Consider the following 12749-nt stretch of genomic DNA (forward strand, 5'->3'; position numbering starts at 1 on the left):
CGGGTAAGCTAGCGCCTCGCCACTTTCGGCGCTGACGCCGGGTGTCGCCACGGGCCGGCAGCGGGAGGCCCGCGGCGCGGGGTTCACCGTACACGGCTGCGCCGGTAGATTCCGCCCATCCGCGCGGGACATCCGCGCGCCGTCGGGATGCGGACGGACATCAACAGGGAAGGCGCGACATGCCGGTCGAAATCACCGGATACTGGCTGGCCAAGACCGAGCCCCACGTGTACTCGATCGACGACCTCGCCCTCGACGGCGAGACGGAATGGGACGGCGTGCGGAACTACCAGGTCCGGAACTTCATGCGCGACCGGATGAATCCGGGCGAGAAGGTCCTCATCTATCATTCCAACACCAGGGTGCTCGGCGTCTACGGGGTGGCTGAAGTCGCGGGTCCGGCGCATCCGGACTCCACCCAGTTCGATCCCGACAGCCACTACTTCGACCCGAAGTCCAGCCGGGAGGATCCCCGCTGGTGGTGCCCCGATTTCCGCTACGTGGAGACCTTCGGGACGCCGGTGACGCGGCAGATGATGAAAGAAACGGCCGGCCTCGAGGCTATCAATGTCATGAAACGGGGCATGCGACTTTCGGTCATGCCGGTGACGGAGGAGGAGTTCGAGATCATCCTCCGCCTTGGACGTGGAGCATAGGGGAAACAGAGGCAGGTCATGTTGTGGTTCCTGGTCATACTCGCGGCGGTCGCCTTCATCGCCATCGGCATGTACAACAGCCTCGTGCGGCTTCGCGTACGCGTGAACGGCGCCTGGGCCGACATCGACGTCCAGCTCAAGCGCCGCTGGGACCTCATCCCCAACCTCATGGAGACAGTCGAGGCATCGGCGGGCCACGAACGCGAGACGCTCGAGGCCGTGGTCGAGGCGAGGAATCGGGCCATGGGCGCACGGGGGCCCGCCGAGGCGGGGGCGGCCGAGGGAGCGCTCGCGGGGGCGCTCGGGAGGCTCTTCGCGCTCTCCGAGGCCTATCCCCAGCTGCGCGGGGTCGAGGCGTTCACGGACTTTCAGCGCTCCCTGGATGAGATCGAGGAGGCGGTGCAGAACGCGCGACGCTACTACAACGCCGTCGTCCGGGACTACAACACGAAGATGCAGGTCTTCCCGACGAATCTGATCGCCGGGCTGTTCGGCCACACACGCCGGGAGTTTTTCTCGCTCGACGACGAGCGGCAGCGCGAGGGGCCGCAGGTGGCGTTCTCGTGAAGCGCGGACACCCGCGACGAGCCGCGGAGGCGGCGGTGCGAGCCGCCCTGCTGGCGGGCGCCACCGCCGGTGCCATCTGGCTCTTCCCTTCTCCGGCGGCCGCGCAGGAGCGCTCCTGGCGCATCGAGGACTTCCACGCCGACATCCGGGTGCTGGAAAGCGGGGCCGTCGAGGTGACCGAAACGATCCGGCCGCGGTTCAATGGAAGCTACAACGGCATCCAGCGGACGATTCCCGTCGAGTACCGCATCAACGGGTTCCGGTACAGGCTGCGCACTTCCGTGGAGGCGGCGACGGACGCGGACGGGAATCCGCTGCGCCACGAGTCGACGCGCGATGGGGACTACCTGAGCACGAAGATCTGGGTGCCCGGCGCCGTCGACACGGTGCGCACGGTCCGACTCTCGTACAGCGTGACGAACGGGCTCCGCTTCTTCGAGGCGGACGAGGGGACGGACGGCATCGTCGAGGCGTACGACGAACTGTACTGGAACGTGACGGGCACCGAATGGCCGGTCCCGATCGAGACGGCGAGCGCAACCGTGAGGCTTCCGCCGGCGGTCGGGGGCGTGCGCGCCCACGCCTTCACCGGGGGCTACGGCGCCACGGGCCGGGATGCGACGGTCGCCGTCACGGGCACGCGGATCGACGTGCGAACCGACCGGCCGCTCGGCTTCCGGGAAGGCCTGACGATCGGGGTCGGATGGAATGCCGGCGTCGTGCGGCGGCCCGCGGCGATCGACCGCGCCGGCATGTACCTGTCCGACAACTGGCCGCTCTTCCTGCCCTTCTTCGTCCTCGCCTTCATGTACCGGCGCTGGAACGAGCGGGGGCGCGATCCCGAGATCGGGTCGATCGAGCCGCGCTACGAGCCGCCCGGCGACCTGACGCCCGCCGAGGTCGGCGTCATCATCGACAACCGCGCCGACCTGCGCGACATCACGGCGACGCTGATCGACCTCGCCGTCCGGGGGCACCTGACGATCGAGGAACGCGAGGAGAAGCAACTCCTGGGGCTGGTGACCGGAAAGGACTACCTCTTCGAGCGACGCGACAACACGGGCGACCACCTGGCCCCGCACGAACGCGCGCTCCTGCGGGCGGTGTTCGGGGGGCGAAGGACCCGCCGGCTCTCGGACCTCAAGGACCGCTTCTACAAGGACCTCCCGGAACTGAAGTCGAAATTGCTGGCGACGCTCATCGAGCACGGCGTGTACACCGAATCGCCGACCATCGTCGCCGGGAAATACGTGGGTCTGGGGTTCCTGGTCGGCATCGTGATCTTCTTCGGCGGGCTGCTCGCCCAGGCCGTGCTCCCGCTCGCGATGGGGGCCGTGCTCGGGGCGGCCATCGCTTCGGCGTTCGTCATCGTGGTTTTCGGACTCTTCATGCCGGCGCGCACGAAGAGGGGGACGGAGTTGCTGCGGCAGGTGAAGGGGTTCGAGGAGTTCCTCACGCGCGTCGAATCCGACCGCTACCGGCGGAAGATCACGGGCCCCGAGATGTTCGAGAAGTGTCTTCCGTACGCCATGGCGCTGGGCGTCGCGGCGCAGTGGGCGCGAGCCTTCCGGGACCTGTATCGCGAACCCCCGGACTGGTATCATGGGCACGCTCTTTCGACGTTCAACTCTCATATCCTGGTCTCGAACCTCAACAGCATGTCCGCGGAGACGCACAGCGTGATGCAGTCCGCGCCGCGCAGCGCCCAGGGCTCGAGCTTCTCGGGCGGCGGGATTTCCGGGGGCGGCGGATTCTCGGGCGGCGGCTTCGGCGGAGGTGGAGGAGGCGCATTCTGACATGACTTCCAGCAAGAAGATTTCGGTCGGCGACCGCGCGGAGCCGTTCACGCTCCCCTACGAAGCCGGAGGAACGATCGATCTGGGCGACCATCTCGGCCGCGACCGGATCGTGCTCCTCTTCTTCCCCCTCGCCTTCACCTCGGTCTGCACGGCGGAGATGTGCAGGCTCCGCGATGAGTGGAGCGCCTACGCGTCGCTCGACGCCACCGTGTTCGCGATCTCCGTCGACAGCCCGTTCGTCACGTCCCGTTTCCGGGCCGAGGAGAGCATCCCGTTCCCCATCCTCTCCGACTTCAACCGCACGGTTTCGCGTGACTGGGGCGTGCTGTACGAGGAGTTTCACGGGTTTCGGGGCGTCTCCAAGCGGTCGGCGTTCGTGATTGGAACGGACGGCCGGGTCGCGTACGCATGGGTGTCGGAGGACGCGGGCGTGGAGCCCGACTACGACGAACTCCTTCAGGCGGTTGCCGACGCGCCCTGAGGACAGAGACGAACCGCAGCCACGGAGACGATCCGATGTCGATACCGCTCGCGCAGCAGCAGTGCATTCCGTGTCGAGGCGGCGTTCCACCCCTGGAGGGAGCGGCCCTCGACGCGCTTGCCGAGGAACTCGGGGCCGACTGGCGGGTGGTGGACGGCCACCACCTCGAGAAGGAGTACCGCTTCCCCAACTTCGTGACGGCGCTCGACTTCGTGAATCGCGTGGGCGGGATGGCGGAGGAGCAGAACCATCACCCGGACCTGTTCCTCGCGTGGGGACGGGTCGTCGTTCGGATCTGGACACACAAGATCGACGGGCTCACGGAGAGTGACTTCGTGTTCGCGGCGAAGGCGGAAACGCTGCACCGACCGCGGGCGTGAACCACAGGATGTCCTCAAGGGCCATCGAGGAGCCCGGAGACCACGGACGACGGATCGGCGCGTACCGGGGGGCCGAGCCCGGTCCGCTCGTCATCTGTATCGCCTCGCTGCACGGAAACGAACCGGCGGGTATCGCGGCGCTGGAACGAGTATTGGACGTGCTCTCGTCGAACCGGTTTCGGATGCGCGGGGACCTGGTCGGCCTCCGTGGCAACCTCCAGGCGCGCAGAGCGGGTACGCGGTTCATCGACGAGGATCTCAATCGCGTGTGGCAACGCGAGCGCGTGGACGCGGTACTGGAGTCGCTGCGCTCCGGGGAGCCGGCGCGGGAGGGGGACAGGGGGCCGATCGTGGGGAGCGCCGAGTTGGCGGAACAGCGGGATCTTCTGGCCGCCTTCCAGGCGGAAGACCGACGCGCGCGCGGGCCCATCCACGTCCTCGACCTTCATACCACATCAGCGGAAAGCGCGCCTTTCACGACGCTTGGGGACACGCTTCAGAACCGGGCACTCGCACTCCGCCTTCCCGTCCCGGTGGTCCTGGGACTGGAAGAGCAGATCGATGGCGCCATGCTCCACTACTTCGACCGCCTGGGCTGGGCGAACATCGGCATCGAGGCGGGGCAGCACGCGGCCGCGTCGTCCATCGACGTGCACGAGGAGGCCGTGTGGATCCTGCTTGAGACCCTCGGACTGATCGAGGAAGGAAGCGCACCGGGTCCGGGCGACCTGAAGGCGCGTCTCGCTCGCCGCGCAGAAGGCCTGCCGAGTGTGCTCCATGTCCGCTATCGCCACGTCGTCTCGGAGGAGGACGAATTCCGGATGCACCCGGGGTTCAGGAACTTCGACGTGGTCGACGCGGGGCAGGAACTCGGCGCGGACCGGGCGGGACCGGTGCGGACGGCGTTTGCGGGCCGCGTCTTCCTCCCACTCTACCAGCGGCAAGGCGACGACGGTTTCTTCATCGTCCGGCAGCGGGCTCCCGTGTGGCTGAAAGTGTCCCGGGTACTTCGGACGGCCGGTGCGGATCGCGCGGCCACATGGCTTCCGGGAGTACGGCCGCATCCCGCACGGAGCGACGCCGTCGTCCTGGCGCGCTGGGCGCGCAACCGGGGGGTGATCGGGCTCCTCCACCTCATGGGGTTCACCGTCCGGGGCGAGAGCGGCGGGGCGGTGATGGTGCGACGCCAGGAAGGGCCCGCCCGCCGGCCGGAGTCTGCGTCCACGGGCGGTTAGCGACCCGTGGTTCGTTGCCGGCCCCGGTTGGGAACCCGCGCCGCCGCGGTCGCACTCGCGGGCGCCGCTGTGTGGGTGGGCGCGTGCGGAACGGAGGTCACGCCGCCGGGGCCCCCGAAGAACCGGAGCCCGGTGGCGGTGGACGCCCTTCCCGACCTCGATGTGCGGCTCGGGCATCCGGCGGTCATCGACGCAGACCTCTGGTTCCGGGATCCGGACGGCGATGCGCTGACGTTCGCCGCGAGATCCTTCGACACCGGCGTCGCCCGCGTGACGGTTGCCGGGAGTCGGGTGACGGTGGAAGGGGTCGCGCCGGGGTCCGCGACGGTGGAGGTGACGGCCCGCGACGGCGGCGGACTTGCGGTCACGCAGCGCTTCGAGGCGACGGTCGGGGCCGGCGTCGCGCTCTCCCTGGGCGTGGCGCAGGCGCGGGAGGGCGGCATCGCGCGCGTCGAAGTCGTGCTCGACGAGTCCGCGGCATCGCCGCTGGCCGTGCGCTATTCGCTGGGCGCGGATGACTCACGGCTGACGGATGACGCGGATTCGGCGGACGTGCTGGGCGCGGGCGGGGGCGAGATCGAGGTCCCCGCGGGAGCGAGTGCCGCCGTCATCGAGATCCGCATCGCCGACGACGATGAGATCGAGCCGCCCCGTGAAGTCCTCACCCTTGTCCTCGGTCGGCCGGCGGCCGGGAGCGGCTTCGTGCTCGCCCCTCCTTCGAGCGCCGCGGTGGTCATCCGGGAGGGAGTGTGCGACCGGACGGCCGCCGTGCGCGACGCGATCGTGCGCGGGCTCCGGGCCGACGACTGCAGCGCCCCCGACGGTCAGGCGCTGGCCGAACTCCGCTCGCTGAGGATCAGGCCGCGGGAGCCCGGCCTCGAGGGGGGAACCGGAGTGCCCCCCGGCCGACTGCGCCCAGCCGACCTGAGCGCCCTCTCCGGCCTGGAATGGCTCTCGCTCCAGGACTACCGGCTGGGAGCCCTCCCCCCCGGAGCGTTCGCCGATCTCTCCAGCCTGGAGGTGCTCAATCTCGCGGGAAACCTGATCGCCGACCTGCCGCCGGGGGTGTTCGCGGGACTTCGCAGGCTCGAATGGCTCTCCCTGGTCGACAATCGGCTGGGGACGCTGCCCGCGGGCGTATTCGGCGACCTCGCCGGCCTGCGGGAGCTGTTTCTGCAGGACAACGAACTGCGCGCGCTGCCCCCGGGCGCGCTGACCGGCCTTCGGAGCCTGGAACGGCTGACGCTGGGGGGGAACGAGACCGCCTTCGCCTTCCCCGTGCGGCTCGTCCGGACGGACCACGAGGACCCCACGGCTCCGGGGCCCGCCACGATCGAGGCCCGAATCCTGGAGGGGGCGCCCTTCGATGTCCGACTCCCTCTTCTCGCCCAGGGGGGGACGCTCTCGGTCGACTCGATCCTGGTGCGAGCGGGCACCACGGCGAGCGCCGCCGTAACGCTCACTCCCGGCGACGCTGCGGATTCCCCGGTCTCCGTCACCGTCGGCACGGAAGAGGCGCTTGCCGAAGCCTGCGCGGATCGTTGCGACGGTTTCGATCTCGTCGCGGGGGACCCGCTCGTCGTGTCCAACCCCGCTTCGGTCACGATGTCCGTGCCCCATGCGTATCTCACGCAGGCGGCCCAGGACCGGGAGGGCGGCGTACCGCTCGTGGCGGATCGGCGCGCCCTCCTTCGCGTGTTCGCGACCGCCGACGAGGTCAACGGCTTCCGGCCGGAAGCCACCGCGACCTTCTTCCATGACGGAGCGGAGACGTACCGAACGGAGCTTGACCCTCCCGGCGGAGGCATTCCGCTCGCCGTCGACGAGAGCCGCCTCGAAAGATCCTTCAACGCCGTCGTGCCGGGCCGCGTGCTGCAGCCGGGCGTGAGCATGGTCGTGGAACTCGATCCGGACGGCGCACTTCCCCTGACCTCCTCGAGCCGGTCCCGGTTTCCGGCGGAGGGCCCGTACGACATCGACGTTCAGCGGATGCCCCCGCTGCGCGTGACACTCGTTCCGGTGCAGTACCATTCGGAGGAAAACCGGGACGTGAATCCGCTCGTGGCGGCGTTCGCGGGCGAACTCGCGGCGGCGGCCACGGGGGCGGGCTCGGCCGCGGGCAGGAACGTACTGCGTTACGCCCGTACCGTCCTGCCGGTCGGAGACCTGCACGTGGCGCTCCGCGAACCCTACCACACGTGGGCGGACACCTCGGAGGCGGGGGTCGTCGGCCTCATCCGTGAGATCGAACTGCTCCGGCTGATGGAGGCGGAGGACCCCCGGGGGCATTACACCGGGATCTTCGGCGTTCCGAAACCGCGCTCGAGGCACCCCGATGCGTACTGGATCGACGGTCTCGGGATGTTGGGCGGGCGAAGCTCTCTCACGGGCTCACACGGTCCGGACGGTCTGCTGCAGCGGACCGGTCGTCTTCGCCTCGTGTTCGCGCACGAGCTGGGGCACAACCTCGGGCGTCCGCACACGCCCTGCGACGCGCCCGTCACGGACCCAGGGGCGGTGGACCCCGACTATCCGTGGCCGGACGGTCGTATCGGGGTGTGGGGATACGATTTCGGGAATGGCGACGAAGACAGTGGCGGCGACGGGCCGGGCCCGGGGCACGTGTTCAACCCGGAGGGATACCGGGACCTGATGTCGTACTGCTATCCCCAGTGGATCAGCGACTACAGCTTCACGAAGATGCTGGAGTTCCGACTTGCACGGGACGGAAGCGCCGGGATTTCGGCGTTCGCGCACGCGGCGGATCGCGGAGCCGGGCGGGGCGACATGCTCCTTCTCTGGGGAGGGGTCGACGCCGGCCAACCGCGGCTGGAACCCGCCTTCGTTTATCCGACCGCCCCACACCTTCCCTCGTCGGCGGGCCCGTACCGCCTGTCGGGCCGCGATGCGGCGGGACGGATCCTGTTCTCGCTCAGCTTCACGCCGACTTCGGTCGGCCACGGCATCGGCGAAGACCACCGCGCATTCGCCTTCGCGATCCCCTTCGATCCCGCCTGGGCGGAGACGCTGGATGTCCTCACGCTCGTCGGCCCGGCGGGGTCGGTCTCGGTGGACCGGGGTCGCGGGGGCCGCGCCGCGCTGGTCATCGACCGCGCCACGCGACGCGTCCGCAGCATCGTCCGCGACGGGCCCGATACGCTCCCGCCGCGGTTGCGGTCGGAGGGCGAACGGCTGGAAGTCGCGCGCGGCCTCCCCCGACACCCGGGCGGAAGTTAGCCGTAGGTCGCCAGCACCTGGCGGAGGGCGTCGATGTCGCGCGGTTCGTTATAGACGTTCGGCGAGACGCGCAGGGCATCGCCCCGCAGGGAGGCGTGGACGCGAGCTTCGGCGAGGCGGGCGCCCACCTCGGCGAGGTCGCAGCCCGCGGGCAGCCGGACGCCGAGGATGTTCCCCGTCCGCCACTCGTCGTCCTCGACCGCCCAGCCGCGGAGGCGCAGTTCGTCCGCGAGGCCGGACAGGAGGCTGCGGCAATAGTCGAGGATGCGGGCGGGGTCCCAGCGGAGGATCAGGTCGAGCGCCTCCACGAGCATCGGGATGAGGATGAAATTGGACGTCTGGCCCACGTCGTACCGGGCGGCCCCCTGCCGGTATTCGTCGGTATAGTCGACGAGACCCTGGAAGTCCTCGGAACCGCGGCGCGAGATCCACGTCTCCTCGAGCGGCGTGCCGTCGTCAAAGCGTGGACCGTAGTACCCGAAGGCGGTCGAATAAGGTCCCAGGAGCCACTTGTACCCGACGGTGATCAGCGCGTCGGGCCGGAAGCGCTCCACATCGAACGGGACGGCGCCGATGGACTGCGAGCCGTCGATGACGAGCGCGGCGCCCACCTCGCGTGCGCGCTCCCCCGCCGCCTCGAGGTCGATCCGGGTTCCGTCCGTCCAGTGGCAGTGCGGGAGGGAGACGACGGCGGTCTCCGGTCCGATCGCTTCGAGCAGCCGTTCGTTCCAGAGCGCGGCGGACGGGGGCGGCCCGGGGCGGTCGACGGTGCGGACCTCACAGTCGTACGCCGACGCGCGGCGGCGCCAGGCGTACACGTTGCTCGGGAACTGCTCGCCGAGGAGGACGATGTTCTGGCCCGGTTCGAGCGGGAGATTGCGGGCCGCGACCTCGATGCCGTAGGACGCGGAAGGCGCGAGCGCGATCCGCTCCGGCGGCGCGTTGACGAGGCGTCCGAAGCGCTCCCGGGCGCGGTCGCAGTCCGTGAAGAACCGCTCGCTCGGGAAGGGGGTCGGCGAGCACTTGCGGCGAACTCCCTCCACGCCCGCTTCCGCGACCGAGCGCGGGAGGGGGCCGAGATAGGCGCAGTTGAGGAAGTGTTCGCCCTCGTCGAGCGCGAACCGGCTCTTCTGGCAGCCGAGTGCCGTATTCGGTCGTTCCATCATCCGCCTCTCAAGTCGGTCCTCAATCTCGCGCGGTCCACCTTGCCGGTCGCCGTCCGGGGGAGACGGTCCAGCACCTCCCAGCGGCGGGGCACGCGCGGCCCCGACAGCCGTTCGCGGCACCACGCGTCGAGACGGCCGGGGAGGTCGGGCTCTGCTCCGCCGACGACGGCGACCACCACCTGCCCCCACCGGCCGTCCGGCAAGCCGATGACGGCGGCTTCCCCCACCTCCGGGTGGGCGTGGAGCACGGCCTCGACCTGGGCCGGGTCGACGTTGGCGCCACCGCTTACGATCCGGTCGCGCAGCCGCCCCGTCACCGCCAGGCGTCCCCGCGCATCGAGATGGCCGAGGTCGCCGGTCGCGAACCAGCCGGCGGGGGGCCGCGCGGCCTCTCCGAAGTACCCCCGGAACAGCGTGTCGCCGCGCACCTCGATGTGGCCCGGGGCCGGCGCGCCGGCGGGCCCCGCGGCCGCGTCGCCGGACGGGCGGATCCGCACTTCGACGCCGGTAAGCGGAACGCCGGCCGACCGGTCGCCGGCGCGCACCTCCGCGGGCGTGGCCGTGGTGACCTGCGACCCCGCCTCGGTCAATCCGTACGTCAGCGCGATCGGCCACCCGGCGGACAGGGCCCGCTCCGCCAGGTCCGGCGGGGTCGCCGCGCCGCCCAGCAGGACGGCGCGCAGCGAGCCCGGCGGCCGGGCGCCCACGGCCAGCAGCCCGTGCAGCATGGCCGGCACGAGCGAGATGTGCGTCACGGCGAGTTCGTCGAGCGCCCGGGCGACGGAGGCGGCGTCGAACCGCGGCCCCGCCAGCGCGACCGTGGCGCCGGCGGCCGCGGCCCTCAGCGGCACGGCGAGCCCCCCTACGTGCGCCCAGGCGAGCGTCGCGAGCCACCGGTCGCCCGCGCCGAACCCGAGACGCTCGTTCGAGGCGGCGGCGTTCGCGCGCAGCGACCGCCATTCGTGGGCGACAAAGCGGGGCAGTCCCTCGGTTCCGGACGTGGGAAGGATGGCGCCGATCCCGGCAAGATCCGCCCGCCCCGGGGGCGCCGAGGGGAGGGTGAGATCCGCCTCCGCGGGTTCGTGCAGATGCACCACGATCTCCCCGATCTCTGGGACCGCGACCGCCCGTGGCCTCCACCCGGTAGCCGGCCACGCCGCCGCCCTCCGCGTAAGCGCGGCGGCCGGTCGAAGCGCCACGACGAACGCGTTCCGCTCATGCGACGTCCATTCCGCATGCGCGGGGGCGAGGACCCAGGAGCCTCCCGGAGCGGCCTCTGGCGCGACCGCGGCAAGGGCGACCGCGCCGGCCGCGTCCAGCGGGAACTGGTGCGCGACGACGGCCCCCGCCCCCACTCCCTCTTCCTCCAGGATCGCGGCCACCGCGCGGCCCGCCGCGCGGATCTCCTCGGCGGACCACCTCCGGTCGCGCGACACGAGCGAGAAGGACGACGAGGGGGCGGGAGTCGCGGGTTCGTTCACCACAGGCAGCCAGCCGCGAACAGGAGGCCCCAGGCACCGGTCATCCGCGCCGTGGCGGCGAGGGCGGGGTTCAGCGTCCGCGGGTCCTCGTACGTCCACACGACGCGCAGCGGAGCGACCGCGAGCAGCACCGCACCCGACGCGAGCAACGCCCCCGGCGGCCACCACCCCGCCATGACGCCGACGGGCGGCACCGCGATGGCGGCGGCGACGAGCAGCGAATACTGCACCCGCGTCGCGGACGGACCGATCCGCACGGCCAGCGTGCGCTTGCCCGCCGCGGCATCCGTCGCGATGTCGCGCAGGTTGTTCACCACCAGGATCGCCGTGGCGAGCGCGCCCGCGCCGAGCCCCGCGAGGAGCGCCTCGGGCGCCCAGCGGGAGAGCTGCACGTAATACGTGCCGGCCACCGCGACCGGGCCGAACAGGATGAACACGGCGAGGTCGCCGAGTCCGTGGTAGCCGTACGGCCACGGCCCGCCCGTGTAGCAGACCGCCAGCAGGATCGAGCCCACGCCGATCCATACGATCGGCCATCCGCCGACAATCACGAGGTAGATGCCAGCCGCGACGGCGAGCGCGAACGAGACCGCCGCCCCGAGCCGGACGGCCGCCGCGGTCAGCAGACCGGCCTGCGTCACCCGCGGCGTGCCGAGCCGGTCGGCCGTGTCCGCCCCGCGCGCGAAGTCGGAGTAGTCGTTCGCGAAGTTCGTGCCGATCTGAATCAGGAGCGCGGCGCCGAGCGCCGCCAGGAAGGGCGCGGCGGCGAAACCGCCGTCCTTCCACGCCAACCCGCCGCCCGCGAGCACGGGCCCTGCCGCGGCCGGCAGCGTGCGCAGGCGGGCGCCGGCGACCCACGCGCCCGCGCTGCCGGGGGTTACGGGCGCCAAGGGTACTGTCTGAAGTTCGGCGCGCGCTTTTCCAGAAAAGCGTTCTTCCCCTCCTGGCCCTCCTCGGTCATGTAGAAGAGCATCGTCGCGTGGCCGGCCAGTTCCTGGAGCCCGGCCTGTCCGTCGCAGTCCGCGTTCATCGCCGCCTTCAGACACCGGATCGCGAGCGGGCTCTTCCCGAGGATTTCTCGCGCCCAGTCGACGCCTTCCGCCTCCATGCGCGCCAGCGGCACGACCTTGTTCACGAGCCCCATCCGCTCGGCCTCCTCCGCTCCGTACTGCCGGCACAGGTACCAGATCTCGCGCGCCTTCTTCTGGCCCACCGACCGCGCCAGGTACGAGGAACCGAACCCCCCGTCGAAGCTCCCCACCTTCGGCCCCGTCTGCCCGAACACGGCGTTGTCCGCCGCGATCGTCAGATCGCACACCACGTGCAGCACGTGCCCGCCGCCGATCGCATACCCGGCGACGAGCGCGATGACGGGCTTCGGCATCGAGCGAATGAGACGCTGGAGATCGAGGACGTTGAGGCGCGCGACCCCGTCCTCCCCCACGTATCCGGCCGTCCCGCGCACGCGCTGGTCGCCCCCGGAGCAGAAGGCCCATTTCCCGTCCCTCGAAGGTCCGTTCCCGGTCAGGAGGACGACGCCGATCCGCTCGTCATCGCGCGCGTCCTGAAACGCCTCGTACATCTCGAACAGCGTGTCCGGGCGGAACGCGTTGCGCACCTCGGGCCGGTTGAAGGCGATGCGGGCGATCCCGTCGCTCTTGTGATACGTGATATCCCCGTATTCGCCGGCCGGCTCCCAGTCGACGCCGCTTTCCGGGGGCGAGAAGGTCTCTGCCATCGCGGGTTC

General features: G+C 70.8%; 11 protein-coding genes. 7 read left to right on the forward strand and 4 right to left on the reverse strand.

What is annotated here, in order from left to right; genetic code table 11:
- The first annotated feature begins 179 nt into the window (after positions 1 to 179).
- The 7 genes from RN743_RS04630 (at position 180) to RN743_RS04660 (ending at position 8355) form a co-directional block, all read left to right on the forward strand.
- The gene (locus RN743_RS04630; protein ID WP_310776774.1) at positions 180 to 656 is read left to right on the forward strand and encodes an EVE domain-containing protein; all 477 of its coding nucleotides are present in this window, start codon (positions 180 to 182) and stop codon (positions 654 to 656) included.
- 18 nt (positions 657 to 674) lie between these two features.
- On the forward strand, positions 675 to 1223 hold the full coding sequence (locus tag RN743_RS04635) for a LemA family protein (RefSeq protein ID WP_310776777.1): 549 nt from the start codon (positions 675 to 677) through the stop codon (positions 1221 to 1223).
- The gene (locus tag RN743_RS04640) at positions 1220 to 3019 is read left to right on the forward strand and encodes a DUF2207 domain-containing protein (protein WP_310776779.1); all 1800 of its coding nucleotides are present in this window, start codon (positions 1220 to 1222) and stop codon (positions 3017 to 3019) included. The genes RN743_RS04635 and RN743_RS04640 overlap by 4 nt, the downstream gene beginning before the upstream one ends.
- A gap of 1 nt (position 3020) precedes the next feature.
- Entirely contained in the window at positions 3021 to 3503 is a 483-nt protein-coding gene (locus RN743_RS04645; RefSeq protein ID WP_310776781.1) for a redoxin domain-containing protein, read from the forward strand.
- 35 nt (positions 3504 to 3538) lie between these two features.
- Positions 3539 to 3883: a 4a-hydroxytetrahydrobiopterin dehydratase gene (locus RN743_RS04650; protein WP_310776784.1), complete on the forward strand. Its 345-nt coding sequence runs from the start codon at positions 3539 to 3541 to the stop codon at positions 3881 to 3883.
- 8 nt (positions 3884 to 3891) lie between these two features.
- Positions 3892 to 5118, forward strand: coding sequence for a succinylglutamate desuccinylase/aspartoacylase family protein (locus RN743_RS04655; RefSeq protein WP_310776786.1), 1227 nt, complete (start codon positions 3892 to 3894; stop codon positions 5116 to 5118).
- 75 nt (positions 5119 to 5193) lie between these two features.
- Positions 5194 to 8355: a hypothetical protein gene (locus tag RN743_RS04660; protein ID WP_310776789.1), complete on the forward strand. Its 3162-nt coding sequence runs from the start codon at positions 5194 to 5196 to the stop codon at positions 8353 to 8355.
- Here the strand turns inward: RN743_RS04660 and RN743_RS04665 are convergent.
- Genes RN743_RS04665 through menB form a run of 4 tightly spaced genes read right to left on the reverse strand, consistent with a single transcriptional unit; the run spans position 8352 to position 12740 of the window.
- On the reverse strand, positions 8352 to 9521 hold the full coding sequence (locus RN743_RS04665; protein WP_310776791.1) for an aminotransferase class V-fold PLP-dependent enzyme: 1170 nt from the start codon (positions 9519 to 9521) through the stop codon (positions 8352 to 8354). The genes RN743_RS04660 and RN743_RS04665 overlap by 4 nt on opposite strands.
- A complete protein-coding gene (locus tag RN743_RS04670) occupies positions 9518 to 11002 on the reverse strand; it encodes an AMP-binding protein (protein WP_310776795.1) in 1485 nt (494 codons plus the stop codon). Before RN743_RS04670 ends, RN743_RS04665 begins: the two co-directional genes overlap by 4 nt.
- Positions 10999 to 11892 carry a 1,4-dihydroxy-2-naphthoate polyprenyltransferase gene (locus RN743_RS04675; RefSeq protein ID WP_310776797.1) on the reverse strand — a complete coding sequence of 298 codons (894 nt, stop codon included), beginning with the start codon at positions 11890 to 11892 and terminating at the stop codon, positions 10999 to 11001. The genes RN743_RS04670 and RN743_RS04675 overlap by 4 nt, the downstream gene beginning before the upstream one ends.
- On the reverse strand, positions 11880 to 12740 hold the full coding sequence (gene menB / locus RN743_RS04680; RefSeq protein ID WP_310776800.1) for a 1,4-dihydroxy-2-naphthoyl-CoA synthase: 861 nt from the start codon (positions 12738 to 12740) through the stop codon (positions 11880 to 11882). The genes RN743_RS04675 and menB overlap by 13 nt, the downstream gene beginning before the upstream one ends.
- Positions 12741 to 12749 lie beyond the last annotated feature (9 nt).

Origin of the sequence: Candidatus Palauibacter scopulicola (genome assembly GCF_947581915.1) — a bacterium.
GTDB classification, from domain to species: domain Bacteria; phylum Gemmatimonadota; class Gemmatimonadetes; order Palauibacterales; family Palauibacteraceae; genus Palauibacter; species Palauibacter scopulicola.

What these genes read in the sequence shown, in the direction of transcription:
- RN743_RS04645 (WP_310776781.1), top strand. Translation starts at nt 3,021, where the DNA reads ATGACTTCCAGCAAGAAGATTTCGGTCGGCGACCGCGCGGAGCCGTTC.
- RN743_RS04665 (WP_310776791.1), bottom strand. Translation starts at nt 9,521, where the DNA reads ATGATGGAACGACCGAATACGGCACTCGGCTGCCAGAAGAGCCGGTTC.
- RN743_RS04630 (WP_310776774.1), top strand. Translation starts at nt 180, where the DNA reads ATGCCGGTCGAAATCACCGGATACTGGCTGGCCAAGACCGAGCCCCAC.
- RN743_RS04650 (WP_310776784.1), top strand. Translation starts at nt 3,539, where the DNA reads ATGTCGATACCGCTCGCGCAGCAGCAGTGCATTCCGTGTCGAGGCGGC.
- menB (WP_310776800.1), bottom strand. Translation starts at nt 12,740, where the DNA reads ATGGCAGAGACCTTCTCGCCCCCGGAAAGCGGCGTCGACTGGGAGCCG.
- RN743_RS04655 (WP_310776786.1), top strand. Translation starts at nt 3,892, where the DNA reads ATGTCCTCAAGGGCCATCGAGGAGCCCGGAGACCACGGACGACGGATC.
- RN743_RS04635 (WP_310776777.1), top strand. Translation starts at nt 675, where the DNA reads ATGTTGTGGTTCCTGGTCATACTCGCGGCGGTCGCCTTCATCGCCATC.